Source organism: Rhodococcoides corynebacterioides (assembly GCF_019834675.1).
Taxonomy (GTDB): Bacteria; Actinomycetota; Actinomycetes; order Mycobacteriales; family Mycobacteriaceae; genus Rhodococcoides; species Rhodococcoides corynebacterioides_A.
Window position 1 is genome coordinate 99,599 of record NZ_JABUBU010000007.1, and the last position, 24,444, is coordinate 124,042.

Here is a 24,444-nt window from a genome sequence, read left to right on the forward strand (position 1 = left end):
TCAACGGACGGTTCTCGTCGACGACGGTGGCGGGACACAGCGGGGCACAATGGGGCCGGTGACGGACCCCTACCTCTGGCTCGAGGACGTGACCGGCGCCGATGCGCTCGAGCACGTGACCTCGCGCAACCGCCGGACCCTCGCCGAGTTCGCCGACGACGCCGAGTTCACCCACCTCGAGCAGCGCCTGCGCGACATTCTCGACACCGACGCGCGCATCCCGTACGTCCGGCGCCGGGGCCGCTCCCTCTACAACTTCTGGAAGGACGCGGCGCACCCGCGCGGGGTGTGGCGGCGCACCACCCTCGAGCAGTACCGGACGGACGATCCGGACTGGGACGTCCTGCTGGATCTCGACGCGCTCGCCGCCGCCGAGGACGAGAACTGGGTGTGGTCCGGCGCGCAGGTCCTCCGGCCCGGCTTCGACCGCGCCCTCGTCTCCCTGTCCCGCGGCGGCGCGGACGCCACGGTGATCCGCGAATTCGACCTGACCACACGGACGTTCGTCGATCCGTCCAGCGGGGGGTTCATCGTCCCCGAGGCCAAGACGGACATCGGGTGGATCGACACCGACACCGTCTACGTCGGCACCGACACGGGGCCGGGCAGCCTCACCACCTCCGGTTATCCGCGCCGGGCCCAGCGGTGGCGGCGCGGCACCCCGCTGCACGACGCGCCCGTCGTGGTCGAGGGTGACCCCGCCGACGTCGCCGTGTCGGTGGGATTCGACCCCACCGAGGGCTACTCCCGCAGCGTCGTCACGCGCGCGACCGGGTTCTTCGACAGCGAGGTCTCCGTCCTCGGACCCGACGACCGGCCGATCCGGATCGACGCCCCCACCGACGCGTCGATCTCCCTGCACCGGGAATGGCTGCTGATCCGCACCACCACCGCGTGGACCCTGGACGGGGTCGAGCACGCCGCCGGCACGCTCCTCGTCGCGCGGGTGGACGACTGGATCGCGGGAGATCGACGGGTGCGCACCGTGTTCCGGCCCGACGCGCACACCTCGCTCCACCAGGTGGCCTGGACCGAGAACCACCTGCTGCTGGTCGTGCTCGAGGACGTGCGCTCGGCGGTCGTCGTCGTCACGCTCGGCGGGGACGGTGCCGGAGGCGAGGAGGTGCGCACCGAGCGCCTCACCGGACTCCCCGAGAACGCGTCGGTGAGCATCGTCGGCACCGATCCCGACGACGGCGGCGACGAGTTCTTCCTCGACGTGGGCAACTACGTGACCCCGTCGACGCTGCTCCGCGGGACGGTGGGGGGACCGCTCGAGGTGCTGCGCCGCTCCCCCGCCTTCTTCGACGCGGACGGCCTCACCGTCGATCAGTTCTTCGCGACGTCCGAGGACGGCACCCGCATTCCGTACTTCGTCGTGCACCGGGCACGGTCCACGGACGGGGATGCGGACCAGCCCGGCCCGACGCTCCTCTACGCGTACGGCGGCTTCGAGGTCTCGCTCACGCCGTCGTACAGCGGCATCGTCGGCGCCGCCTGGCTCGAACGTGGCGGCACCTACGTCGTCGCCAATCTCCGCGGCGGCGGCGAGTACGGGCCGGCCTGGCACACCGACGTCCGGGTCGCCGGTCGGCACAAGGTGCACGAGGACTTCGCCGCCGTCGCACGGGATCTCGTCGACCGGGGCATCACCACCGCGGACCGGTTGGGGGCGCGCGGCGGCAGCAACGGCGGACTGCTCATGGGCATCGCGCTGACGAAGTACCCGGAGTTGTTCGGCGCCATCGTCTGTCAGGTCCCGCTGCTGGACATGAAGCGCTACCACCTGCTGCTGGCGGGCGCGTCGTGGATGGCCGAGTACGGCGACCCCGATGATCCCGACGACTGGGCCGTCATCTCCGAGTACTCGCCGTACCAGAACGTCAGGCGCCCCGGCGAATCCGGCCCGCAGTACCCGCCGGTGCTCATCACCACGTCCACGCGGGACGACCGCGTGCACCCCGGTCACGCGCGCAAGATGGCGGCGCGGCTCGAGGAGTACGGCCACGACGTGTCGTACTACGAGAACATCGAAGGCGGCCACGGCGGCGCTGCCGACAACAAGCAGGTCGCCTTCACCTCGGCCCTCGCCTTCACCTTCCTGTGGCGGATGTTGACCTGATCGGTCCGCTGTATCCCCGTGCCGAACCCAGTCAGTCGGCGTCGGGATCGGCCGGGCCCACGATCGACGGGTCCGGCCGACCCACCACGTCGTGATCCTTGTTCGCGTAGTCGAATCGGGCCAGGACGTGGCGCATCGACTCGAGCCGGGCGCGCTTCTTGTCGTTGCTCTTCACCGTGATCCACGGTGCGTGGTCGGTGTGCGTCAGGCGGAACATGTCCTCCTTCGCCTGCGTGTACGCCTCCCACTTGTCCAGCGACGCCAGATCCATCGGGGAGAGCTTCCACTGCCGCACCGGGTCCACCTGGCGGATCGCGAAGCGGGTGCGCTGCTCGGACTGCGAGACGGAGAACCAGAACTTGGTGAGGTGGATGCCGTCGTCGACCAGCATCTTCTCGAACAGCGGCACCTGCGCGAGGAAGCGGTGGTACTCGTCGTCGGTGCAGAACCCCATCACGCGCTCGACGCCGGCGCGGTTGTACCAGGAGCGGTCGAACAGCACCAGCTCGCCGGCGGCGGGCAGGTGCGCGACGTAACGCTGGAAGTACCACTGCGTCGACTCGCGCGTCGACGGCTTCTCCAGCGCGACCACCCGCGATCCGCGCGGGTTGAGGTGCTCGGTGAACCGCTTGATGGTGCCGCCCTTGCCGGCGGCGTCGCGGCCCTCGAAGACGATGACGTGCCGACCCCCGGTGGCCTTGATCCAGTTCTGCAGCTTGAGCAGCTCGATCTGCAGCAGACGCTTCGTCCCGTCGTATTCGCTGCGGGGGAACCGATGGTCGTAGGGGTACCCCTCGCGCCACGTGTCGACGGCGCGGCCGTCCGGGGCCACCAGCACCGGATCGTCGTCGTCGTCGTCCGAGACGGACCAGCCGGACCCGTCCGGCGTGGCGGACGGGGCGAGAGCAGGGGGGAACGCCGGGCGATCGGTCACGCCCGGCACCGTACGAGCCGTCGGGAACCGGCCGGTGACGTCCGCGTGAACGACGTGAGCCCCGCCCGTCACGGGGCGGGGCTCGGTCGGACGTTCCGACGCGGTCGGGGTCAGGTCGGGTCGGCCTCGCTGCTTCCGCTGCCGGTGCCGGCGCCGTCGAACAGGCCGGAGAACAGGTCACCGATGCTGTCGAGGAAACTCTCGAAGATCGCGTCGAATCCGCCGGACAGGGTCTCGAGAAGAGTGTCGAGGAATTCCATCTGCCGTTCGTTCCTTTCTCGGAGGCGATCACCGCGCCGGATGCGGGCAACCTGTGAACACTCTCCGAATCAATCACGATCACCCGGCCGGCGGATGCCCTTTCGTCCGAAAAGTCACCATTCTCGGTGTGCGCCTCGTCCCGGTCGATCTCACCGTTTTTCGGGCTCGATCGGGTTCGGCGATCAGCTCGTCTCGTCGACCAGCCAGCCGCACGGGGTCGCCAGGTCCTTCGCCTCATCGGGGCCCATCGAACCCGGCTCGTACGGGCGAACGTCCGGTCGGGCGTTCAGCAGCGGGGCGGCGACGTCCCACACGCTCGCCAGGCCGTCGGGACGGGTGAACAGCGACCGGTCGCCGTCGAGCACGTCGAGGATGAGCCGCGAGTACGGGGAGAGCGGTTCCGCGTCCGACACCGTGGACAGGTCGAGCGACATGCGTCCGATGCCCAGGTCCTCGCCGGGGCCCGGCTCCTTCACCGTCATCGCGATGTCGACGCGGCCGTCGCCGGAGAGGTCGAACGACAGCACCGCGCCGTCCTCGGGGAGGTGCTTCACCGGTCCGTCGGGACGGCGGAACACCAGCGACACGCGTTGTGTGCTGGTGCCCAACATCTTTCCGGTACGGAGGACGAACGGCACGTCCCGCCACCGGTCGGTGTCCACCCACAGCCGGGCCGCGACGTAGGTGTCGGTGGTCGAATCGTCCGCGATGCCCTCGACATCGGTGTAGCCGCGGTACTGCCCGAGCACCACCTCGGCCGGATCCAGCGGACGGAACGCGGCGATCACCGACTCGCGCGCGGTCTGCAGATCCTCGGCGCCGAGGCTGAGCGGCGGCTCCATCGCCACCTCGGCCGCCACCTGGAACAGGTGGGTCACCAGCATGTCGAGGACGGCGCCGGTGGCGTCGTAGAACTCGGCGCGGTCGTCGATGTCCAGCGTCTCGGGGACGTCGATCTGCACCTGCTCGACGTGTTCGCGATTCCAGATGCCCTCGACCATGCCGTTGGCGAATCGCAGAATGTGCAGATTCTGGGTGTTCTCCTTGCCCAGGAAATGGTCGATCCGATAGACCTGCTTCTCGTCCAGCACGTCGTGCACCGCGGCGTCGAGTTTCTCGAAATTCTCCTGCGAGGTACCGAACGGCTTCTCGTAGACCACCCGCGCACCCTCGGCCAGACCGTGCTCGCCCAGCGCCGCGGTGTAATCCAGAAAGGTCGACGGCGGCAGCGCGATGTAATGGACCAGTTGCACGTCGCCGCCCAGTTCGTCCGTCACGTCGGACACCACCGACGGCAGATCGCCGGCGTCGTCCACGGAGAAACCGCGCCCGGCGAAGCGCACGCGCTCCGCGAAGTCCGACCACACCGACTCGTCGATCCGGTCGACGCCCTCCCCCGGACCGAACTCCTCGAGCGCGCCGCGGACGTGGGTGCGGAACTCGTCGTCGGTCTTGCGGCCACGCCCGTTGCCGATCAGCGCCCAGTCCTCCGGCAGCAACCCCTCCTGCGCCAGCTCGTAGAAGGCGGGCAGCACCATGCGTTTGGCGAGGTCGCCCGTGGCGCCGAAGAGAACGAAGACGGTCGGGGTGGTCGCACCGGAGTCAGCCATGCGCGGGGGATGCCCGGTTCCGCCGGAAACCGAACCTGCGTGTGGCCGATACCCTCGCTGCGGTGAGCAGACACGTCTTCGACGGCGACATCTCGGGCTTCGGCACGCAGAGCGGCACCCGCATCGTGGTGGGGCACTGGACGGCGTCGCCGCTCGGCGAGTTCACCGACGTCATGGTCGAGTTCGCCGACGGCGAGCGACTGCTGCTCGCCCCGTCCACCGAGGTTCGCGACTTCGTCACGGCCACCTACACGTTCGATCGTCACGAGATCGTCGACGTGGTGCACCGGCGGGTCGGCGATCGGGTGAGCGTCGAGGCCGGCGAGCTCGCGCTGGAGTTCACCGTGGGCTCGGTGACCCTGCTGGGTCGGCTGCTCGCCGTGATGCCCGACGCCGTCGTCACCGCACCGTGGTTCTGCACGATCAGCGACCCGATCGCCCGCGTCCTGCTGTCCGGCGTTCGCACCCGCGGCACCGCCGGCGGCGGACGGCGCGAGTACTACGGGGCACGCGGTCAGCACCGCATCGTGTCGGCGTCCGCCTCCTGGCGCGGGGACGACCTGGGCGGCCTCACCCGCGTCGAGCCGCCCGTGCGCTTCGGCTTCGGGTCGACTCCCGCGGCCCCCGGGGTGACGGCCGTGCGCACCACCGTCGTGGTGCGCTGAGCGAACCCGCCGGGCCCGACCGGGCGGGCGCGGATGCCCACAACTCGCTCGAATCGACGGGATCCCGTCCGCACGGGCGACCTGTGGGCAACCACGCCCGGCGCGCCGGAAGGCATCCGACCGGGCGCACTAGAATGTGCCGGTCAGACCCCGTCCACCCGGCATTCGATCAGGAGAAGATCCGTGACCGCGCACGTCGAAGAACTGCAGTTCCAGGCCGAGACCCGGCAGCTGTTGGACCTGATGATCCATTCGGTCTACTCCAACAAGGATTCGTTCCTCCGTGAGCTGGTGTCCAACTCGTCCGACGCGTTGGACAAGCTGCGGATCGAGGCGTTCCGCGACAAGGACCTCGGGGTCGACACCTCGGATCTGCACATCGACCTCGAGATCGACAAGGACGCCCGCACGCTGACCGTGCGGGACAACGGCATCGGCATGAGCCGGGACGAGGTGGTCGACCTCATCGGCACGCTCGCCAAGTCCGGCACCGCCGAGGTCCGCGCCAAGCTGAAGGAAGCCAAGGACGCCGCCGCGTCGGAGGAGCTGATCGGCCAGTTCGGCATCGGCTTCTACTCGACGTTCATGGTCGCCGACACCGTCACCCTCGTCACGCGCAAGGCGGGCGAGACGACGGCCACCAAGTGGGAGTCGTCGGGCGCCGGCACGTACACCATCGAGGAGGTCGAGGATGCCCCGCAGGGCACGTCGGTGACGCTCGCCCTCAAGCCGGCGGACGAGGAGGACCACCTCCACGACTACACGTCCGAGTGGAAGATCCGCGAGCTGGTCAAGCGGTACTCCGACTTCATCGCGTGGCCGATTCGCATGCAGGTCGAGAAGACCACCGGCGAGGGTGACGAGAAGACCACCACCCTCGAGGACGAGACGATCAACTCCATGAAGGCGCTGTGGACGCGCTCGAAGGACGATGTCTCCGCCGAGGAGTACACCGAGTTCTACCGCCACGTCAGCCACGCCTGGGACGAGCCGCTCGAGGTGATCCCGATGAAGGCGGAGGGCACGTTCGAATACCAGGCCCTGCTGTTCATCCCGACGCGGGCGCCGTTCGACCTGTTCATGCGCGAGTCGAAGATCGGCATCCAGCTCTACGTCAAGCGCGTCTTCATCATGGACGACTGCGAGGAACTGGTCCCCGAGTACCTGCGCTTCGTCAAGGGTGTGGTCGACGCGGCCGACCTGTCGCTCAACGTCTCCCGCGAGATCCTGCAGCAGGACAGGCAGATTCGCGCGATTCGTCGTCGTCTCACCAAGAAGGTCCTGTCGACGATCTCCGACCTGCAGGCCAACGAGCCCGAGAAGTACGCGACGCTGTGGTCGGAGTTCGGTCGCGCGCTCAAGGAGGGCCTGCTCTCCGATCCGGACAACGTGCAGACCATCCTGGGCCTGTCGTCCTTCGCCTCGACCCACAGCGACGAGACGCCGACGACGTTGGCGGACTACGTCTCTCGCATGAAGGACGGCCAGGACACCATCTACTACATGACGGGCGAGACCCGTCAGCAGGTGGAGAACTCCCCGCACATGGAGGCGTTCGCCGCCAAGGGTCTCGAGGTGCTGATCCTCACCGACCCGGTCGACGAGATGTGGACCGGCTCGGTGCCGGAGTTCGACGGCAAGGCCTTCCGCTCCATCGCGAAGGGCGCCGTCGATCTCGGCGACGACGAGAAGTCCGAGGAGCAGGACGCGAAGAAGGAGCAGTTCGCGGACCTCACCTCGTGGATGGCCGAGGCCCTCTCCGACGACGTCAAGGAGGTCCGTCTCTCGACGCGCCTGACCACGTCGCCGGCCTGCATCGTCGGTGACGACTTCTCCCTCAGCCCCACCCTGGAGAAGATGTACCGCGCGTCGGGCCAGCCGGTGCCGAAGACCAAGCGCATCCTCGAGATCAACCCCGACCATGCGCTCATCACCGCACTCGAGAAGGCGCACGCGGAGAGGAAGGACACCGATCAGCTCACCGAGACCGCTCGGTTGCTGTACGGCACAGCGCTTCTCGCCGAGGGCGGCGAGCTCGAGGATCCGGCGTCGTTCGCCAAGCTCCTCGCGGATCGGTTGACGCGCACGCTCTGATCGGCTCGGGGGGTGCGGCTCAGGCGACCGCCGCGTGCCAGGCCGCACCCCCGTCCCGCAGACGACGCGCGAGGGCCACCGTCGCCGTTGCCACCGCCACGCACGCGGTCGCGGCGATCGACCATCCCGTCGCGGCGGGTGCCGACGCCGTCGGTCCGAGCAGGACCGACGACACCACCGCCGTGACGATCAGATCCACGAGGATCGGGCGCGCCGCCGGCCCCCACGTGGTCGGCGCGCGCCATCCGGCACGCACGGCACATCCGAGGAAGACCGCGATCACGACGACGCCGCTGGGCACGCCGTCGGTGCGCCCGATCGTGATGGCGGCGGCCAGCGCGCACGGCGCGGCGAGCGTGACCGCCACGGCCGCGCGGGCCGTCAGGTAGCGCCGCAGACCGTCCGGCGCGGCGACGAGCGCGCCGACGGTGTCGGGGTGCGTCCACAGGCAGTGGGCGAGGCCCGTGGTCGCGAGCACCGCCGGGACGGCCAGCACCGAGACCAGGTCGGTCCCGGTGAGGGCGGCCGCCACGACGCCCGCCGCGGCCACGGCGGGCGGAAACACCTCGCCCCACTGCCGGGACCGGACCAGCTCGATCACGGCGGCGTGCGTCACGGGCATGCGCCCCCACCGCACCTCGGTGGGCGGGCCGGTCTCCTCGTCGCTCACACCGCCGAGCACCGCGTCGGTCCGGCGCACCGCGACGACGGCCGCGAGGGCCGCCGCGACCCCCGAGACCGCGATCGCGACCGTCGGCTCGACCCCCGCCGCGGCGGTGACGACTCCGGCACCGACCGCCAGGACGACGCGCGTCGCCCGGCCGGGAAGCACGGCCGCGACCGCCGTGACCGGTCGGATGGCGAACGCCGTGCCCGCGACCAGCGCGGGGAGCGGCGACCCGAGGGACACCGAGGTCCCGACGCCCGCACCCAGCACCGCCGCCGGCCCGATACCCACGCCGGCGCACAGTCGCGCCGCCGCCGAGCCCACGACGTACGCTCCGCCGGAGATCGGGACACCGCGAAGATGCTGGGGCAGAACCACGTTCGACGAGGGCGGAAGCGAGGACGCGGCGAGGCCCGACCACCACGGCCAACTCGCCACCGCCACGAGGGCCGGACCGAGCAGGCCCGCGGGGACGGTCGTCAGGGCCGTCGCCAGCGCGACCACCGCCGCGCAGCCGATCGCGACCGCCCGCATCCGCCCCGTCGGGACGCGGTGGGCGGACACCATCGCCGCGGCGGCGGTTCCCGTCGCGACCGTCATGTCGCGTCCGTCGGGTGCGGCGTGTCCGGTGTACCCGACCCGCGACGCGTCGCCGACGCGCCGAGGCGTACGACCGTCGTCGCGAGGTCGGCGGTGCGGTCGGCGCGGTGCGTACAGAGCACCACCGCGCCGCCCCGCCGCCGCACTCTCTCGATCTCCCCGGTGACGAGGTCCATCGAGTCGTCGTCGAGCGCCTCGAACGGCTCGTCCAGCACCACGAGGGCGGGGCGATGCTGCACGGCGGCCGCCACGCCCACCTTCTTGCGCTCCCCCGTCGAGAGGGCCGCGATCGGCGTGGCGGCGCACGGCCCGAGGCCGAGCACGTCCGGCGCCATCCGGACGGACCCGCGCAGACGAGCCAGCAGGTGCAGGAACTCCGTCACGGTCAGGGCACCGGGAGCCGCGAGTGTCGCTGCGGCGTACCCGACTCCGTTGCGCGGACCGCCCGGCACCTCGGTGACGGCGGGCCCGTACACGACGGCGCCCGGGTCGGACCGCCGCAGGCCCGCCACGGTCCGGAGCAGCGTGGACTTCCCGGCCCCGTTCGGCCCGGTGACGGCGACGACGTCGCCGGATCGCACCGTCAGGTCGAGTCCGCGGACCAGCGTGCGCGGACCGATGCGCAGGTCCAGATCCCGGACCGCGAGCAGCGTGGGCGCCGATCGGGGTGCCGTCATCGGCTCACCTCGCTCACGGCGGCCCGGACCGCCGCCACGCGGTCCGCGTAGGCGCGCCGCTCCCGATCCGTCCGGTACGGGGTCCAGGGATCGCGGCAGTGCACGGTGACGGTGACCCCGTCGGTCCCGTCGGTCCCGGCTCTCGCCGTCACCCCGATCGGGAACGACGACGCGACGAGGCGGACGCCGAGCAATCGGTACAGCGCGACGCTGCCGAGACGCAGCTCGATCACGCCGTCCCGAATCGCGGGACGGCGCCCGCGGGCCAGCGCGGCCAGACGATCGGCGACGTCGTCGATGCTGCCGCGGACCGACCAGGTGACGGGGTCGCAGTCCACCTGCGCGGCGCTCAGAAGCTCGTCCCGCGGCGACGCTGGTCGAGGCGTGCGCCCAGCGCACCCACCACGAACGGAACCACCACGGTCAGCACGATCTCCATCAGAACAGCCGTCCCAGTACTCCGCCGACAGCTCCGGCGACCAGACCACCCGTCGCCCCGGTGAGGGCGCCCGGCCCGCACCCGGCGCCGGCTGCCGCGGCACCGGTCACGCATCCTCCCACCGCGCCGGCCGCGGCGCCTTTCGATCCGCCGCTGGTGATCTGGGAGTACACGCCCGATCCGACGCAGCCGCCGTCGTCGTTGCTCACGAGGCATCCCGCCGCGTGCTCCGCCGGGAAGACCTGTGCGATCACCGGCGGAGTGGGCGTCTCGGCGGACGCCGTGCCCGCGGCGACCGAACTCCAGGCGCCGAGGGCCAGAACGGCGACGGTGAGACCACCGCCGATCGTCGATCGTCGTCGTGCCTGCATCGTTCCTCCTGTCGTCGTGATCTCGGCCGGCGCGGTGGTGCGCCCGGCGAACTCGACGCTACGAACGAAAGATGCTGTCGGACAATGACATGCATGCACATTCGGGTTTCCGCGACACGGACGCAACCGCCGACGGGTGCGGTAGGGTCCGGCCATGGGGACGCACGTCGTGGTGGTGGGGGCCGGCCTGTCGGGACTGACGGCGGCGCGCGAGCTGAGCCGACGGGGTGTCGGCGTGACGGTGCTGGAGGCGGCCGACCGGCTCGGCGGCAAGGTGCTGAGTCGGGACGTCGGCGGCGCGACGGTCGACCTCGGCGCGCACTGGATCGGCGGCTCGCAGGACGCCGTTCTCGCGCTCGCCGCGGAGCTCGGCATCGCGACGGCCGCGGAGCCGCTCCCGAGCCGGCGGGCCCGGCAGGTGTTCGCCACCGCGGACCGGGTCGTCCGGCACGCCGCCGAGCTGCCGATCCTGCCGCCGCGCGACCTGTTGGCCGTGGGCGTCGGCGTCGCCCGTCTCGCGCTGGCGGTGCGGCGCGGTGGTCCGAGCCCGCTCGCGACCGCCGAGGTGCTCACCGACCCCTGGTTCCGCACCCCGGTGGCCCGCGGTGTCGCGATCACGTTCTTCCGCTTGATCTTCGGGGCCGACCCGGACGAGGTACCGGCGCAGGCGGCACTCGAGTACCTCGCCGCCGCGGACGGGTTGCGGTCCATCGCCTCGGTGCGGAACGGGGCACAGGAACGGTTTTTCGTCGCCGGAACCGAGGCCCTCGTCGACGCGGTCGCCGCCGACGTGCGGGGCGAGGTGATCACGGGCGCCCCCGCCCGCCGGATCGCCCACGACGCGTCGGGAGTCATCGTCCACGCAGACGGGCACGCGGTGCGCGGGTCGCACGTGGTGCTCGCACTTCCGCTGCCCGAGGTTCCCGCGGTCGAGTTCGATCCGCCTCTGCCGGAGCCGATTCGGCGGCGGCTCGTCCACAGTCGCATGGGCGAGTACGCCAAGACCGTGGCGGTCTACGACCGCCCGTGGTGGCGCGACGCCGGACTCAGCGGGACGGCGCTGCTGACCGCGGGCCCGCTGCAGATGGTGGTCGACGGACACCCCGACCGCACGGACGTCGGTGTGCTGGTGGCGTTCAGCGGCGGGCGCGCCGCGGTGGACCTGTTCGGCCGGCCCGACCGCCACGACGTCGTGCGCCGCGAACTCGTCCGACTCTTCGGCGACGCCGCGGCGCGTCCCCGCGCGATGGACGACAGCACGTGGACCGACGAGCCGTGGCTGCGCGGTGCGCCCACGGCACTGCCACCGGCGGGTGGGCGGTTCCGCGCGACGGACCTCAACACCGACGTGATCCGCTGGGCCGGAACCGATGTGGCCGACCGCTGGCCGGGCTACCTCGACGGCGCCGTGCGTGCCGGCCGCGCGGCGGTGGCCGGGATCGGACGGACCTAGCGGGCGAGCAGGCGCCGCGGCGCCGCGGTCCGCCGGATCGCCGGCGCCACCGGGCGGCCCCGCAGCAGTCCGTCGACCGATCCCGCCTCGAGCGCCCGGCGGTAGACCGCGGCGGCGCCGCGCACCGCGTCGACCGTGTGGTCGACGTCCGCGTCGGTGTGCGCCGCGGAAGTCACGAACGACTGCCCGAGCACTCCCCGCAGAATCAGCTCCTGCAGGAAGAGCGTGCGGAACGCCTGCGACGGAGCGCCGTTCGCGTCCAGCGTGGTGAAGATCGCGCAACTCGGTCGTCCCAGTACCCGGACGTGATCGCCGATACCGGCCTCGATGCACACCTGCGTCACCGCGTCGGTCAGGCGGGTACCGGCGCGCTCCATCGCACCCACCGGATCCTCCGTCTCGTACGCGTGGACGACGGCGCGAAAGGCAGCCAGCCCCAACGTCTCCGGACCGTGGGTGGTGGAGAGGAGGAAGACCCGGTCGGCGTCGGTGTCCAGACCGCCGAGCTGCATGAGGTCCCGTCGTCCGGCCAACGCGGAGATCGGCACACCGTTGCCCATCGCCTTGCCCCAGCAGGACAGGTCCGGGGTGACCCCGTACACGGACTGGGCGCCGGCCGCCGACCAGCGGAAGCCGGTGATCATCTCGTCGAACACCAACACCACCCCGTGCCGGTCGCACAGCGCACGCACGGCCGCGAGGAAACCGAGCTCGGGTTCGGCCAGCGCACCCGCCGCCTCCATCACCACGCACGCGACGTCGTGCTCCGAGAGCAGACGACCCAGCGCGTCGGCGTCGTTGTAGGGGAACCGGTGCACCACGCTCGCCGGGATTCCGGCGTTCATCTCGGTGGTGCCGATGAACCAGTCGTCCACCGAGAAGAACGGCTGCCGACACACCGCGACGTCCGTCCGCCCGGTGGCGGCACGCGCCAGCCGTACGGCCGCGGTGGTGGTGTCCGACCCGTTCTTCGCGAACTTCACCATCTCGGCCGTCGGAACCGTCCGCAGGAAGTCCTCGGCCGCCGCCACTTCGAGCGAGGTCGGGCGGGAGAAGTTGGTGCCCGACGCGACCGCCTCGGTCACCGCGGCCACCACTCCCGGGTGGCCGTGACCGAGGGTCACCGAGCGCAGTCCCATGCCGTACTCGACGTAGCAGTTCTCGTCCACGTCCCACACCCGCGCACCCGCCCCGCGGGTCAACACCGGCGCGAGATCCTCGGGGTACTGGTCCGACCCGCGGGCGTAGGTGTGGGCGCCGCCGGGCACGAGTCGGTGCAACCGGTCCTGCAGAGCAGTGGATCGCGGCAGGGTCATGGGGAGACCTTCCGGGTGGTCGGGGTGGTCGCGTTCCCGGAACGATCGGCGGGCGCGCGAAGGGCGGTGAGGACGAACCAGGTGGCGACGGCCCACTCGGACACCACCACGCCGATCACCATGGTGAGCACGGATCCGGTGACCGCGGTGATCGCGAGGGCGACGCCCGCCGTGGCCACGCCCACGATCGCCCCCGTCAGCACCGTCGACGTCCGACGACGGGCCGGAAGGACGGCCGTCGTGACGTACGACGTCAGCGTGGTGGCGGGCAGGATCCAGGCCATGATGCGCAGCAGATTCACGGCGTCGTCGAACTCGGTGCCGTAGACGACGCGCACGGCGAGGGGCGCGGCCACCGTGATCGCCGCGGCCGCGACGACGGCCACCGCGACGCAGCCGAGCGCCCCGCGGGAGACGCGTCGGTCGAAGTCGGCGTCCGCGCTGCGCCGCACCATGCGGGGCAGGAGCGCGAACCCGATCGGATCGAGCACCGATTGCCCGGCCCGCACCAATCGGTCCGCCGCGGAGTACACGCCGAGCGACGCCGCGTTCAGCACCGCCGAGTAGGCGGCCGCGCCGCCCTGGCCATAGCCGGTGAGCAGCAGGCGCGACGCGAGTACCGGTGCGGCCGTGCGCAGGATCGGCCCGACGGCCGTGGTGAACTGCACCCGGCCCAGCCGCCGGTCGGTGTCGATCCAGGTCGCGGCGACGGTGACCAACGACGACGCGCCGAGGCAGGCGAGCGCGACCTCGGGCGTCGGGAAACGAGGGAGTGCGACGACCAGGATCACCAGGTACACCACCCGGCCGGCCGCCTGATAGGCCGTCGACGCACCGAACCGGCCGTGGCCGATCAGCACCCAGTCCTCCGAGAGCGACCAGACGCCGCCGGCCACGGCGCCCACCAGCAGCATGCGCGGGGCGTCGTGCAGTCCGGCGGCCCAGCCGGCGGCGAGGGCGAACACCAGCGCGGCGAAGATCGTCAGCCGCACCACGGCGTAGGCGCCCCGGACGCGGTGGACGTCGTCGTCGTGCACCCGCGCCGAGAAGTACTGGGTGGCACCGAGATCGACGAGCACCGACCCGAGGAAGTACGCCGACATCCCGACGGCGACCAGTCCGACTCCCTCGGTGCCCAGCAGTCGCGCCGTGAGCGGCAGGGTGATCAGGGTGACGAGGAACTGCCCGTAGGTTCCGAACCCCACGAGCAGAACGTCGCGCAGCAGCCGCACCGTCAGCGCCGCCGCAGCCCGCGCATCATCGCGCCCGCCCGCACCTGCAGTCGGATCAGCACCGCGTCGAGGATGCGGCGATCCCCGGCCACCACGTCGCGGAGGCTGACGAAGCCGGGCATCTCCCGGGCCAGGCGATGGTGCAGGCGCACCGATTCGCTGAGCTTGCTGTAGCTCGACGTGCGGCTGCACAGGTTGAACGTCGAGTCGCGCCACGCCGCGTCGACGCTCTCGACGCCGTGGAAGTCACCGTGTACGCCCATGCGGGCGAAGAGGTCGACGTCCATCGGGAAGACCAGATCCCCGCGGAACCCGCCGACGCGGTCGTAGAGGTCGCGGCGGAACATCGTGGCGGCGGTGGGTCCGAACTCGGCGGGGCCCCGGCGCACGATCACCCCGGCGAGGTCCTTGCCGGCCCGGCGGCCGAGCAGCCCCGGCAGACCCAGGCCCGTCTCCTTGACCGCGCCGTCCTCGTCGATCACCTCGAACCGCGACGACACCACCGACACCGCCGGGTCCGCGAGCACCTCCTGCTGCCCGGCGAGCGCACCGGGGCGGATCACGTCGTCGGCGCACACCACCTTGACCAGCCGGCCCGTCGAGCGTCGGACCGCGGCGTTCCAGTTGTCGCCGATCGGCAGCACCTGCCGGTTGCGCTCCACTCGCACCCGCGGGTCGTCGAAGGAGCGCGCGATCGCGCCCGTCTCGTCGGTGCTGGCGTTGTCGAGCACCAGCACCTCCATCTCGACGTCCTGGTCGAGCACCGAGCGCAGGGTGGTCTCGAGGGTGCGGCCCGCCTCGTAGGCGGGGATGCAGACCGACAGGGGGGCGGGCGCGGTCATCGGCGCGGTCCTTCCGTGAGCAGAGCGAGGTCGTGGAACTCGACGCCCGGGTGGGCGGCCGCGACCTCGGTGAGCAGGTCCGGCACGGTGACGACGACGCGGTCGGGCCGCGACGCCGCCAACCAGTCGGGACCGACGATGGGCACGGTGGTGCCCGGCATGCGTCGACCCCACTTGGCGGGCGAGGCGTCCACCACCGCCGGCATCGACGCGGCGTCGACGCCGGCCAGGGCGAACAGGGCCACCGCACGCGACGCGGCGCCGTAGGCGGCCGTCGAGATGCCCTCCGCCGCAGCGTCGGTCAGCACGCGCCGCAGCGCCTGCACCTCGGCGGTCACGGCCGACCCCAGCTCGGACACCACGGCGGGATCGGTGACCCCGAGCGCCCGTTCGTCCGCCAGCACGTCCCGCGCGCGGGCGAGGTCCGTGGGCACCGCGCGCGCGGCGGAGGCGGTGGGCCGCGCCGTGACCAGCAGCGTGCCCCCGTAGAGGTCGGACTCCCAGCATCCCGTGGGCACCAGACCGGCGGCGGACAGCGCCCGCTCCAGCGCGGTGAGCGACCAGTACGCGAAGTGCCCGTGCCGCACCGACGTCCACTGGCGACGGCGCACGATGGTGGCCAGCGAATGAATCTGCAGCACCAGCACGCCGTCGGGGGTCAGTCGACGGGCGCGATCACGCAGCGCCGCAGCCTGATTCGGCTCGTGCATGAGACCGAGACCGTCGACGATCAGGTCCGCCGGGGCGTCGTCGTCGATCGCCGGTCGGGCGTCGCGCACGCCGCGGGCCACGAACCCGGGGATCCAGGACCCGCCGTGCGGACTGCCGAACTCCCGCACCACCGTCGCCTCGCCGACCCATCCCCGCGCCGCGATCTCCTCGATCGCGCGCTCGCCCGCGAGGCGCACCGCTTCCGGCTCCACCCCGCGCGGCTCGTCGGCGATGGTGTCGTCGCCGGGCAGCTGCGCCAGGCCACAGGCCGCACACAGCGCGAGGCGCAGCACGTGGCGGGGATCGGCGGCCGGGTCGGACTCGACCGGGGGGAAGTGATCCGCCGCCGGAACCGCCCCGAGGTCGAGCACGGTCACCGGATCGGCGGCCCCGCAGACGCGGCACGACGCACTCACGACGAGACCGCCGGGTCGGTGTCGGTCACACTGGACTCATGCGCGCTCTCACCACGCCCCTGCCGGACGTTCTGGTGTTCCTGCCCACGCCCCATCGGGACGACCGCGGGTTCTTCACCCGGACGTTCGACACGGAGATCTTCGACGCCGCCGTCGCGGAGCACACCGCGCTCGACGTCCGCGCCGCGGACTTCCGCCAGGATTCCCAATCCCGTTCCAGCGCCGGTGTTCTGCGCGGTCTCCACGGGCGCGGCGGTCGCGGCGAGACCAAGCTCGTGCGCTGCGCGCGGGGCGCCGTGCAGGACGTCGTGGTCGACGCGCGACCCACCTCGCCCGCCTTCGGCCGGTGGCATGCCGTGCTGCTCGACGACGTCGACTTCGCGCACCTGCTGGTGCCGCCCGGCTTCCTGCACGGCTTCCTCACCCTCAGCGAGACGGCCGACGTCTGCTACCGCATCGACCGCCCGCACGACCCCACCGAGGACGTCGGGGTGCGGTGGGACGATCCCGCGCTCGCCGTCGGCTGGCAGCACGCCCCCGAGACGGTGAGCGCCCGTGACGCGGCCGCCGGCTCGTGGGCCGATCTGACCTCGTCGTAACGCGGCGACACCGGCGGGGCCCGAGCACCCCGAGCGCCGCCGCTCAGGCACGGTGTACCGCCGCGGCGGGAACCGACTGCAGCGTCTCGCTCAACTCCCCCGCGCGCTGGAGCGCGGTGATGCGCGCGAGCCGGGTGAAGCGCTGCGCCAGGGCATCGGCCGTCAGCCCGTGCCGGTCGTACGCCTCGGCCAGCTCCACCACCCCGTCGCGAATGCCCCAGTGCGGCACGAACTCCGGCAGCACCCGTCGTGCCTCCGAGAAGTCGACGCGGTAGGAACGCGGGTCGGCTCCGTACTCGCCGGTGATCACCACCTCGGCGCCGGTCACCTCGGCCACCGTCTCGGCGACCTGCGCGACCGTCACGTTGTTGGCCTCGGTCCCGACGTTCAGGGCCCGACCGCGCACCCGCACCTCCGGTGCCTCGAGCGCCGCGACGAAGGCCGCCGCGATGTCGCGAGCGTGCACCAACGGGCGCCACGGGGTGCCGTCGGACTTCACCACCACCCGCCCGGTCAACACCGCCGACGCGGTGAGGTCGTTGACGACGATGTCGGCGCGCAGCCGCGGCGAGAACCCGAATGCCGTGGCGTTGCGCAGGAACACCGGCACGAAGTCGTCGTCGGCCAGGGCGGCGACGTCGTCCTCCACCCGCACCTTGCTCACCGCGTACGGCGTGAGCGGTCGCAGCGGCGCGTCCTCGGTGACGGCGTCGGCGCCGGCCGCGCCGTACACCGAGCACGTCGACGCGTACAGGAAGCGGTGTACCCCGGCCTCTTTCGCCGCGCGGGCCAAGCGGACCGACGCGTGATGGTTGATCTCGTGCGTGACGTCCGGCGCCAGCGTGCCCAGCGGGTCGTTGGAGAGCGCGGCCAGATGGATCACCGCGTCGAATCCGCGCAGACGGTCCGCGGTGACGTCCCGCAGGTCGATCCGCAGCGCGTCGGGCTCGGCCGGGGCGGGGCCGAGCAGGCAGTCGGCGAACCACCCGGTGTCCAGCCCGACCACGGTGTGGCCGCGTTCGACGAGCAACGGCACCATGACGGTGCCGAGGTAACCCTGGTGTCCGGTGACGAGAACGTGCATTACGGCTCCCTCTCGAAATGTCCTGCGCCGCCGACGGTCAGCAGCATCTTCTCCACGACGAATCCCTCCGCGTACCGGCTGCGGCACTGCACACCGCGCAGTCGCGCCAGGCCCAGGAAGGTCTCGTCGTCGTACCAGTCGTGGCCGTGCTGCGAGCGGTAGTGCGTCGACAGCAGTGCCGCCTTGCGCCGCGCCACCTCGTCCGGCAGCGGAATCAGCACCGTCGTGCGCGGCAGGTCCGATTCCCACTTGACGATCTCGTAACCCAGCACCAGATGATCGCGAAAGGTGGTGGGCACCAACTTCGCCAGCAACCGGTGGTCCTGGTGCGCGTCCGCGCGTTGCGGGGCCAGCACGACGTCCGGCTCGCACGTGCGGCGGAACTCCTCGAGTCCCTCCTTGACCGTGTTCCAGTGCTGCGGCGACCGCCCGTCGGGAACGTCGAGCACCGTCAGGTGCACCGCGGCGCCGGAACAGAAGTCCGCCAACGCGGCCCGCTCCTCGTCCTCGCGTGCGGTGCCGCCGCCGGTGAGCACCAGCGCGTGCACGTCCGTCACGTCGGCCGCGCACAGCGACAGCAGGGTGCCGCCCGCCCCGATCGCGATGTCGTCGGGATGCGCGCCCACCACGGCCACCGAGTGCACCGGCCCCGGCGACAGCCCGATCATGCGACGCCGGCGGTGGGCCGTGCCTGCTCCCACACCGCCCACGGGCGCACACCGCGTCCGTAGTCGAGGTCGAGTTCCGCGCGCTCCTTGAACGTGTCGGCCGGCTTCCAGAACCCGTCGTGGCGGTAGCCGAACAGCTCGCCGCGGCCGGCGAGCGCCATGCACGCGTCGCCCACCAGGTCGCCCCCCGGCGGGATGTGGTCGAACACCGCCTGACTGAGGACGAAGTATCCGCCGTTCTCCCAGATGGGGAACCGGCTGACCGGCACGATCTCCTTGATCTCCCCGCCCTCGGAGACGTCGACGCAGTGGAAGCTCGACTGCGGCGGCACCACGAGCATCGAGGCCACCGCGCCCGACGCGTGGTACTTCTCGATCATCGTGTCCAGCGGGGCGTCGGTCAGCACGTCCGAGTAGTTGGCCAGGAAGTACTCGTCGTCGCCGAGGTGCTCGCGCACCCGGCGCAGGCGTTCGCCGATGGGCGACTCGACGCCCGTGTCCACGAACGTGATCGACCAGTCGCTCATGTCGGTGGCCAGCAGCTCGACCTTGCCGTCGCGCAGGACGAAATCGTTGGACTCCTCCTCGTGGTAGTCGAGGAAGAACTGCTTGATGGCCGCCGCGCCGTACCCCAGGCACAGGACGAACTCCGTGTGCCCGTAGTGCGCGTAGTACTTCATGATGTGCCAGAGCAGGGGACGGGGGCCGACCATCTGGAGCGGCTTGGGGATGGTGTCGCCGTCCCCGTTGCGCATCCGCATGCCGTACCCGCCGCAGAACAGAACGACCTTCATGACAGTGCCTCCGCAGGCTCGTCGGTGCTCGGGGTGACGTGGGAGAGATCGGCGGTGTGCAGGGACGGCAGCGGGAAGACCACCCGTCCACCCCAGTCCGCCACGTACTGCAGTTGTGCGGTGAGTTCGTCCTCGAGGTTCCAGGGCAGCACCATCACGACGTCGGGACGATCGACGGCGATGCGATCCGGGTGATGGATCGGGATGCGCGTACCGGGGGTGAACCGACCGTGCTTGTACGGGTTCCGGTCCACCGTGTACTCGAGCAGGTCCGGCCGGATGCCGCAGTAGTTCAGCAGGGTGTTGCCCTTGCCGGGCGCGCCGTACCCGACCACCCGCTCACCGCGCCGTCGACAGTCGAGCAGGAACTCCAGCACGGCGGCGCGAGCCTCGCGAGCGGCGGACTCCAGGCCGCGGTATCCCGCCACCGTGTGCAGACCCGCACGGCGCTCCGCCTCCAGCAGATCCAGGGTGCGCTCGCTGGGCGGTCCCGCATTCCCGGACGGAGTGGCCCACAGGCGAATCGAGCCACCGTGCGTCGGCAGCGCCTCGACGTCGACGACCGTCAGATCGCCCTTCTCGAGCGCTCGCATCGCGGTCAGCACGGTCCAGTACTGGAAGTGCTCGTGGTAGACGGTGTCGAACTGCGCCTCCGCCACCAACTTCAGCGCGTGGTGGACCTCGATGGACACCAGTCCGTCGTCCGCGACCAGAGTGCGCAGACCCTCGGTGAACCCGAGGACGTCGGGAATGTGGGCGTAGACGTTGTTGGCGACCACCAGGGCGGCCGGACCGTGTTCGGCCCGCACCCGCGCGGCGGTCTCCGGATTCAGGAACGCCGTCTCGGTGGGCACGCCCGCCGCCCGCGCAGCGGCGCCCACGTTGACACTCGGTTCGATTCCGAGACAACGGATCCCACGGTCGACGACGTGGCGGAGCAGATACCCGTCGTTGCTCGCGACCTCCACCACGAACGCGTCGTCCCTGTCCTGCAGCGTCAGCCGTCGATCGGCCTCGGCGACGAACCGACGGGCGTGCTCGACCCACGACGACGAGAAGGACGAGAAGTACGCGTACTCGGTGAACGTCTCGTCCGGACTGACGAGAGCCGGGATCTGCAGCAGCAGGCACTCGCGACACACGCGCACGTGCAGGGGGTAGGTTGGCTCGGGCTCGTCCAGACCGTCCGCGGTGAGGAACGATTCGCACGGCGGGGTGGCACCCAGATCGAGGACGCTCTCGAGAACGCTCGACCCACAGAGTCGACAGAGGCGATCGAGGCGACGGGAACGGCGCTGCATTCGACACTCCTTGGGAACGACAGTCGGTGGCTTCTCACGACACGTGGTGTTCCGGTACGACGACCGGATTCGTCCGCATCCCCCGACGCCGTCACGAACCATCTGACTGTGTTTGTACGATTTGTACGCATTGTGTCACAAAAACCAGACCAGCGCCCGGTTTCCGGCCCCGGAACCGTCCGAACGGATGACGAGAACAGACCGAACGTGCTGGTGAGAGGTCATGAAAGAAATCCGGCCGGGACCGGCGGATCTCACTCGTCGGGGGTGTGCAGTCCCGCTTGTTCGTCCCGTTCCGCCCACTCGATCAGCGGCCGCAGGTCGTACACCGCGTCGTCGATCCCGGCGTGGAGATCACCGAGCTCGGCGAACCGCGCCGGCACGGTGTGCATCGTGAAGTCGTCGGGGGCGACGTCGGGAATCTCGTCCCACCGCACCGGCGTCGACACCGTCGCCCGCTCCGTCCCGCGCACCGAGTACGCACACGCGATCGTGTGATCGCGGGCGTTCTGGTTGAAGTCCACGAACACCTTCGACGGGTCGCGATCCTTGCGCCACCACGTCGTCGTCACGTCGTCGGGCGCACGTCGTTCCACCTCGCGGGCGAAGGCCAACGCGGCCCGACGCACGTCGCCGAATCCCCAGTCCGGCCGAATACGCACGTAGACGTGCAGTCCGTGGCCACCGGAGGTCTTCGGCCAGCCGACGGCGCCGAGCTCGTCCAGCACCTCGTGCACCACCCCGGCCACCCGCCGCACCCGATCGAACGAGCACTCGGGCATGGGGTCGAGATCGATGCGCCACTCGTCGGGACTCTCGACGTCGGCCCGGCGGCTGTTCCACGGGTGGAACTCGACGGTGGACATCTGCACCGCCCAGATCACGTGCGCGAGTTCGGTCACGCAGAGCTCGTCCGCGGTCCGGTCGTAGCGCGGGAACGTCACCCGCACGGTCTCCATCCAGTCGGGAGCGCCGCGGGGCAGCCGCTTCTGGTGCACCTTCTCGCCCGCGAGACCGTCCGGGAACCGGTGCAGCATGCAGGGGCGCTCCCGCAGTGCGGTCACGATGCCCTCGCCCACCGACAGGTAGTACTCCACGAGGTCACGCTTGGTGGCCCCGCTGGCCGGGAAGTACACGCGATCGGGGTTGGACACCCGCACGGTGCGGCCGCCCACCTCGAGTTCGATCGCCGGAGACGCCGCCATCGTCCGAGCCTAGGCCAGCGACTCGCCGAGAGCACGGACCGCGTCGGCGAACCGTCCGGGCAACTCCTGCGGCGGGTTGTGGCCGCAGTCGAGTTCGCGCACGTCGACCAGGCGGGTGAAGTGCCGGGCGTGGTCGGGCGTCCCGTACAGGGCGGCGACGGTGTCCTCCGTGGGATCGAGCACCACCGTCGGCACGGTGATCGGCGGACCCGCCGCCAGGCGCTCCTGCGTGGCCGCGTAGGCCGGGTCGCCCGCGGCGAGACCGTGCCGGTGCCGGTAGCTGTGCACGACGACGTCCACGAAGTCCGGATTGTCGAACGACGCTGCGGTGGCGGCGAATTCGGAGTCACCGAACCGCCAGGTGGGCGACCAGTCCGTCCACAGAGTTTGCGCGATCTCGGCCCGGTACGCGGCCAGTCCCGCCCGGCCGCGCTCGGAGTGGAAGTAGTACTGGTACCAGTACCGCTTCTCCAGGTGCGGCGGTGCGGGCGTCGCGAGCCCACCCGCCTGGACCAGGTAGCCCGACACGCTGACCAGACCCGCCACCTCGTCGGGCCACAGCGCGGCCACCGCGCACGCGGCGCGGCCGCCCCAGTCGTAGCCCGCCACGATCGGGCGGTCGAGGCCGAGGGCGCCGATCAGCTCCCGCAGGTCGTGGGCCAGGGCGGCCTGCTCCCCGGAGCGCGGGGTGGCGTCGTCGAGGAACCGGGTGGCGCCGAATCCGCGCAGGGACGGCACCACGACGTCGTGGCCGGCGTCGGCGAGGAGGCGGGCCACGTCGTCGTACGAGTGGGTGTCGTAGGGGAAGCCGTGCAGCAGGACCACGGGCCGACCCGACGGATCGCCGTACCGGTCGATCGCGACGTCGAGAACTCCGGCCACCACCATGCTCGTCACCATTCCCTGCGACCGGCCGCGGCAACCACGGCGACGCAGTGCTCGGTGAAGCGGTCGCGGTCGACGGGCAGGTCGCCGTCGAGAAACGCGGTGAACAGTGTGGTCAGCGCCCCCACCACGGCGGTGGCGATGAGCGTCCGGGTCGCGGCGTCCGTCTCGGTGGGCAGCTGCGCCTCCACGAGGGCCACGAAGTGCGGCACGGTGCGCGTGCCGATGCGGCCGAGCGCGCTGTCGCCGAACGGGGCGGACAGCAACACGCGGCCGTACTCGGGGCGGTCCAACACCAGGTCTGTGAAGGCGTGCACCGCCCGGCGTGCCCGCTCCGACGGCCGCCGCGCCCGACCGACCGCGGCGACCAGGGCCTGCTGGGCCCGGTCGGCCACCAGGGCGTAGACCTCCCGCACGAAGGCGTCGCGGTCGGCGAAGTTCTCGTAGAAGTACCGCTCGGTGAGGCCCGCGCGCGAACACACGGCACGCACGCTCACCGCCGGTCCCTCGGCCGCGCCGAGCAGGTCCACGCCCGCGGCCAGCAACGCCTCGCGCCGGTGCGCGCGTCTCGCCTCCAGGTCCACTCTCGTCCTCACCGTTGACGGCCGTGCGCACCGACTCTACGGTGACAACATGTGTAGTCAGCCGCTCGGGCCGGACTCGCTCACGTGGCGGTACTTCGGCGACTGGCGCGGGATGCTGCAGGGACCCTGGGCCGGGTCGATGCAGAACATGCACCCCGGCCTCGGCGCCGCGGTCACCGAGCACTCCAACTTCGAGCTTGAACGGTGGCAGCGGGTCATGCGCTCGCTCTACCCCATCGGCGGCGTGGTCTTCGACGGTGCGCGCGCGGCCGACACCGCAGCTCGAATCCGTCGGTATCACAACGACATCGGGGGTGTCGACGCACAGGGCCGCCGCTACCACGCCCTCGATCCCGACACCTTCTACTGGGCCCACGCGACCTTCTACGTCGGCACGCTGCGCACCGCGGAGTGCTTCATGGGTGGGCTCACCGAGGCGCAGCACGAGCAGCTCTTCGCCGAACACCGTCAGTGGTACGCGCTGTACGGCATGAGCATGCGTCCCGTCCCCGCCACCCGCGCGGACTTCCAGCGCTACTGGGACCACATGTGCCGCGAGGTTCTCGAGGACACCCCCGCCGCCCGCGTGGTGCTGGACCTCTCCGAGCTCCCGCGCCCTCCGTTCCTGCCCTGGCTGCCGGCCCGCGTGTGGGCGCTGCTGCGGCCGGCCGTCGCGCGGTCCGCCGTGCGCCTCACCGTCGGGCTCTACGATCCGCCGGTCCGAGAGTTGTTGGGCTACGGCTGGTCCGAGGCCGACGAGCGCTGGTTCCGCCGGGTCTGCCGCGCCGTCGAGCTGGCCTTCCGCCTCGTCCCCGCCCGTCGGCGGATGCACCCCCGCGCCCGCGCCGGAGTCGACCGCGCCACCGGGCGGCTGCCCGCCGACGGGCGGGGACGAGGCGGAAGGCCAGCTCGAC

General features: G+C 71.4%; 24 protein-coding genes. 6 read left to right on the plus strand and 18 right to left on the minus strand.

Features of this window, described 5'->3' with window-relative positions:
* Window positions 1-49: 49 nt before the first annotated feature.
* Window positions 50-2,122, plus strand: a complete 2,073-nt coding sequence (locus tag HQ603_RS10590) for a prolyl oligopeptidase family serine peptidase (protein WP_222684504.1) — start codon at window positions 50-52, stop codon at window positions 2,120-2,122.
* Window positions 2,123-2,153: 31 nt separating this feature from the next.
* Here the strand turns inward: HQ603_RS10590 and ppk2 are convergent, their stop codons facing one another.
* From ppk2 to HQ603_RS10605, 3 genes are all read right to left on the minus strand, one after another.
* Entirely contained in the window at window positions 2,154-2,960 is an 807-nt protein-coding gene (gene ppk2 / locus HQ603_RS10595) for a polyphosphate kinase 2 (protein WP_371828488.1), read from the minus strand.
* Between the two features lie 206 nt (window positions 2,961-3,166).
* The gene (locus tag HQ603_RS10600; RefSeq protein WP_222684506.1) at window positions 3,167-3,316 is read right to left on the minus strand and encodes a hypothetical protein; all 150 of its coding nucleotides are present in this window, start codon (window positions 3,314-3,316) and stop codon (window positions 3,167-3,169) included.
* A gap of 183 nt (window positions 3,317-3,499) precedes the next feature.
* A complete protein-coding gene (locus tag HQ603_RS10605) occupies window positions 3,500-4,927 on the minus strand; it encodes a glucose-6-phosphate dehydrogenase (RefSeq protein ID WP_222684507.1) in 1,428 nt (475 codons plus the stop codon).
* A gap of 62 nt (window positions 4,928-4,989) precedes the next feature.
* Here HQ603_RS10605 and HQ603_RS10610 point away from each other — a divergent pair, with 62 nt between their 5' ends.
* Both HQ603_RS10610 and htpG read left to right on the plus strand, forming a co-directional pair.
* Window positions 4,990-5,592: a hypothetical protein gene (locus tag HQ603_RS10610; protein ID WP_222684508.1), complete on the plus strand. Its 603-nt coding sequence runs from the start codon at window positions 4,990-4,992 to the stop codon at window positions 5,590-5,592.
* 183 nt (window positions 5,593-5,775) lie between these two features.
* Window positions 5,776-7,686 (plus strand): molecular chaperone HtpG, encoded by a 1,911-nt coding sequence (gene htpG / locus HQ603_RS10615; protein ID WP_222684509.1) that lies wholly within the window; start codon window positions 5,776-5,778, stop codon window positions 7,684-7,686.
* Window positions 7,687-7,705: 19 nt separating this feature from the next.
* On the opposite strand, the gene HQ603_RS10620 is transcribed toward htpG, so the two are convergent.
* The 4 genes from HQ603_RS10620 to HQ603_RS10635 form a co-directional block, all read right to left on the minus strand.
* Window positions 7,706-8,953: a hypothetical protein gene (locus tag HQ603_RS10620; RefSeq protein WP_222684510.1), complete on the minus strand. Its 1,248-nt coding sequence runs from the start codon at window positions 8,951-8,953 to the stop codon at window positions 7,706-7,708.
* Window positions 8,950-9,630, minus strand: a complete 681-nt coding sequence (locus HQ603_RS10625) for an ABC transporter ATP-binding protein (protein WP_222684511.1) — start codon at window positions 9,628-9,630, stop codon at window positions 8,950-8,952. The genes HQ603_RS10620 and HQ603_RS10625 overlap by 4 nt, the downstream gene beginning before the upstream one ends.
* The gene (locus HQ603_RS10630; protein WP_222684512.1) at window positions 9,627-9,968 is read right to left on the minus strand and encodes a hypothetical protein; all 342 of its coding nucleotides are present in this window, start codon (window positions 9,966-9,968) and stop codon (window positions 9,627-9,629) included. Before HQ603_RS10630 ends, HQ603_RS10625 begins: the two co-directional genes overlap by 4 nt.
* A 100-nt stretch (window positions 9,969-10,068) precedes the next feature.
* Window positions 10,069-10,440: a hypothetical protein gene (locus HQ603_RS10635; RefSeq protein ID WP_222684513.1), complete on the minus strand. Its 372-nt coding sequence runs from the start codon at window positions 10,438-10,440 to the stop codon at window positions 10,069-10,071.
* Window positions 10,441-10,594: 154 nt separating this feature from the next.
* On the opposite strand from HQ603_RS10635, the gene HQ603_RS10640 reads away from it, so the two are divergent.
* On the plus strand, window positions 10,595-11,893 hold the full coding sequence (locus tag HQ603_RS10640) for a flavin monoamine oxidase family protein (protein WP_222684514.1): 1,299 nt from the start codon (window positions 10,595-10,597) through the stop codon (window positions 11,891-11,893).
* On the opposite strand, the gene HQ603_RS10645 is transcribed toward HQ603_RS10640, so the two are convergent.
* From HQ603_RS10645 to HQ603_RS10660, 4 genes are read right to left on the minus strand one after another with little or no spacing between them, the layout of a single operon-like run.
* Entirely contained in the window at window positions 11,890-13,209 is a 1,320-nt protein-coding gene (locus HQ603_RS10645) for a glutamate-1-semialdehyde 2,1-aminomutase (protein ID WP_222684515.1), read from the minus strand. The two genes, HQ603_RS10640 and HQ603_RS10645, sit on opposite strands and share 4 nt — an antisense overlap.
* Entirely contained in the window at window positions 13,206-14,441 is a 1,236-nt protein-coding gene (locus HQ603_RS10650) for a lipopolysaccharide biosynthesis protein (RefSeq protein WP_222684516.1), read from the minus strand. Before HQ603_RS10650 ends, HQ603_RS10645 begins: the two co-directional genes overlap by 4 nt.
* A 2-nt stretch (window positions 14,442-14,443) precedes the next feature.
* Window positions 14,444-15,283 carry a glycosyltransferase family 2 protein gene (locus tag HQ603_RS10655; protein WP_222684517.1) on the minus strand — a complete coding sequence of 280 codons (840 nt, stop codon included), beginning with the start codon at window positions 15,281-15,283 and terminating at the stop codon, window positions 14,444-14,446.
* Window positions 15,280-16,410 (minus strand): class I SAM-dependent methyltransferase, encoded by a 1,131-nt coding sequence (locus HQ603_RS10660; RefSeq protein WP_222684518.1) that lies wholly within the window; start codon window positions 16,408-16,410, stop codon window positions 15,280-15,282. The genes HQ603_RS10655 and HQ603_RS10660 overlap by 4 nt, the downstream gene beginning before the upstream one ends.
* A 38-nt stretch (window positions 16,411-16,448) precedes the next feature.
* On the opposite strand from HQ603_RS10660, the gene HQ603_RS10665 reads away from it, so the two are divergent.
* Window positions 16,449-17,009: a dTDP-4-dehydrorhamnose 3,5-epimerase family protein gene (locus tag HQ603_RS10665; RefSeq protein WP_222684519.1), complete on the plus strand. Its 561-nt coding sequence runs from the start codon at window positions 16,449-16,451 to the stop codon at window positions 17,007-17,009.
* A gap of 43 nt (window positions 17,010-17,052) precedes the next feature.
* On the opposite strand, the gene HQ603_RS10670 is transcribed toward HQ603_RS10665, so the two are convergent.
* The 7 genes from HQ603_RS10670 to HQ603_RS10700 all read right to left on the minus strand — a co-directional run bounded on the left by HQ603_RS10670 (window position 17,053) and on the right by HQ603_RS10700 (window position 23,530).
* Entirely contained in the window at window positions 17,053-18,093 is a 1,041-nt protein-coding gene (locus HQ603_RS10670; RefSeq protein WP_222684520.1) for an NAD-dependent epimerase/dehydratase family protein, read from the minus strand.
* On the minus strand, window positions 18,093-18,761 hold the full coding sequence (locus tag HQ603_RS10675) for a PIG-L deacetylase family protein (protein WP_222684521.1): 669 nt from the start codon (window positions 18,759-18,761) through the stop codon (window positions 18,093-18,095). The genes HQ603_RS10670 and HQ603_RS10675 overlap by 1 nt, the downstream gene beginning before the upstream one ends.
* Window positions 18,758-19,555, minus strand: coding sequence for a glucose-1-phosphate cytidylyltransferase (locus tag HQ603_RS10680; protein ID WP_222684522.1), 798 nt, complete (start codon window positions 19,553-19,555; stop codon window positions 18,758-18,760). Before HQ603_RS10680 ends, HQ603_RS10675 begins: the two co-directional genes overlap by 4 nt.
* Window positions 19,552-20,856 (minus strand): class I SAM-dependent methyltransferase, encoded by a 1,305-nt coding sequence (locus tag HQ603_RS10685; protein ID WP_222684523.1) that lies wholly within the window; start codon window positions 20,854-20,856, stop codon window positions 19,552-19,554. Before HQ603_RS10685 ends, HQ603_RS10680 begins: the two co-directional genes overlap by 4 nt.
* A 254-nt stretch (window positions 20,857-21,110) precedes the next feature.
* The gene (gene ligD / locus HQ603_RS10690) at window positions 21,111-22,061 is read right to left on the minus strand and encodes a non-homologous end-joining DNA ligase (protein WP_222684524.1); all 951 of its coding nucleotides are present in this window, start codon (window positions 22,059-22,061) and stop codon (window positions 21,111-21,113) included.
* 9 nt (window positions 22,062-22,070) lie between these two features.
* Complete coding sequence (locus HQ603_RS10695) at window positions 22,071-22,961, minus strand: alpha/beta fold hydrolase (protein ID WP_261773667.1); 891 nt, start codon at window positions 22,959-22,961, stop codon at window positions 22,071-22,073.
* Entirely contained in the window at window positions 22,955-23,530 is a 576-nt protein-coding gene (locus tag HQ603_RS10700; RefSeq protein WP_222684525.1) for a TetR/AcrR family transcriptional regulator, read from the minus strand. The genes HQ603_RS10695 and HQ603_RS10700 overlap by 7 nt, the downstream gene beginning before the upstream one ends.
* A gap of 49 nt (window positions 23,531-23,579) precedes the next feature.
* On the opposite strand from HQ603_RS10700, the gene HQ603_RS10705 reads away from it, so the two are divergent.
* The coding region (locus HQ603_RS10705) for an oxygenase MpaB family protein (RefSeq protein ID WP_222684526.1) at window positions 23,580-24,444 on the plus strand (865 nt) is incomplete at its 3' end.

What these genes read in the sequence shown, in the direction of transcription:
- HQ603_RS10590 (WP_222684504.1), top strand. Translation starts at nt 50, where the DNA reads ATGGGGCCGGTGACGGACCCCTACCTCTGGCTCGAGGACGTGACCGGC.
- HQ603_RS10600 (WP_222684506.1), bottom strand. Translation starts at nt 3,316, where the DNA reads ATGGAATTCCTCGACACTCTTCTCGAGACCCTGTCCGGCGGATTCGAC.
- HQ603_RS10605 (WP_222684507.1), bottom strand. Translation starts at nt 4,927, where the DNA reads ATGGCTGACTCCGGTGCGACCACCCCGACCGTCTTCGTTCTCTTCGGC.
- HQ603_RS10620 (WP_222684510.1), bottom strand. Translation starts at nt 8,953, where the DNA reads ATGACGGTCGCGACGGGAACCGCCGCCGCGGCGATGGTGTCCGCCCAC.
- HQ603_RS10625 (WP_222684511.1), bottom strand. Translation starts at nt 9,630, where the DNA reads ATGACGGCACCCCGATCGGCGCCCACGCTGCTCGCGGTCCGGGATCTG.
- HQ603_RS10635 (WP_222684513.1), bottom strand. Translation starts at nt 10,440, where the DNA reads ATGCAGGCACGACGACGATCGACGATCGGCGGTGGTCTCACCGTCGCC.
- HQ603_RS10640 (WP_222684514.1), top strand. Translation starts at nt 10,595, where the DNA reads ATGGGGACGCACGTCGTGGTGGTGGGGGCCGGCCTGTCGGGACTGACG.
- HQ603_RS10645 (WP_222684515.1), bottom strand. Translation starts at nt 13,209, where the DNA reads ATGACCCTGCCGCGATCCACTGCTCTGCAGGACCGGTTGCACCGACTC.
- HQ603_RS10655 (WP_222684517.1), bottom strand. Translation starts at nt 15,283, where the DNA reads ATGACCGCGCCCGCCCCCCTGTCGGTCTGCATCCCCGCCTACGAGGCG.
- HQ603_RS10665 (WP_222684519.1), top strand. Translation starts at nt 16,449, where the DNA reads ATGCGCGCTCTCACCACGCCCCTGCCGGACGTTCTGGTGTTCCTGCCC.
- HQ603_RS10670 (WP_222684520.1), bottom strand. Translation starts at nt 18,093, where the DNA reads ATGCACGTTCTCGTCACCGGACACCAGGGTTACCTCGGCACCGTCATG.
- HQ603_RS10675 (WP_222684521.1), bottom strand. Translation starts at nt 18,761, where the DNA reads ATGATCGGGCTGTCGCCGGGGCCGGTGCACTCGGTGGCCGTGGTGGGC.
- HQ603_RS10680 (WP_222684522.1), bottom strand. Translation starts at nt 19,555, where the DNA reads ATGAAGGTCGTTCTGTTCTGCGGCGGGTACGGCATGCGGATGCGCAAC.
- HQ603_RS10685 (WP_222684523.1), bottom strand. Translation starts at nt 20,856, where the DNA reads ATGCAGCGCCGTTCCCGTCGCCTCGATCGCCTCTGTCGACTCTGTGGG.
- ligD (WP_222684524.1), bottom strand. Translation starts at nt 22,061, where the DNA reads ATGGCGGCGTCTCCGGCGATCGAACTCGAGGTGGGCGGCCGCACCGTG.
- HQ603_RS10695 (WP_261773667.1), bottom strand. Translation starts at nt 22,961, where the DNA reads ATGGTGACGAGCATGGTGGTGGCCGGAGTTCTCGACGTCGCGATCGAC.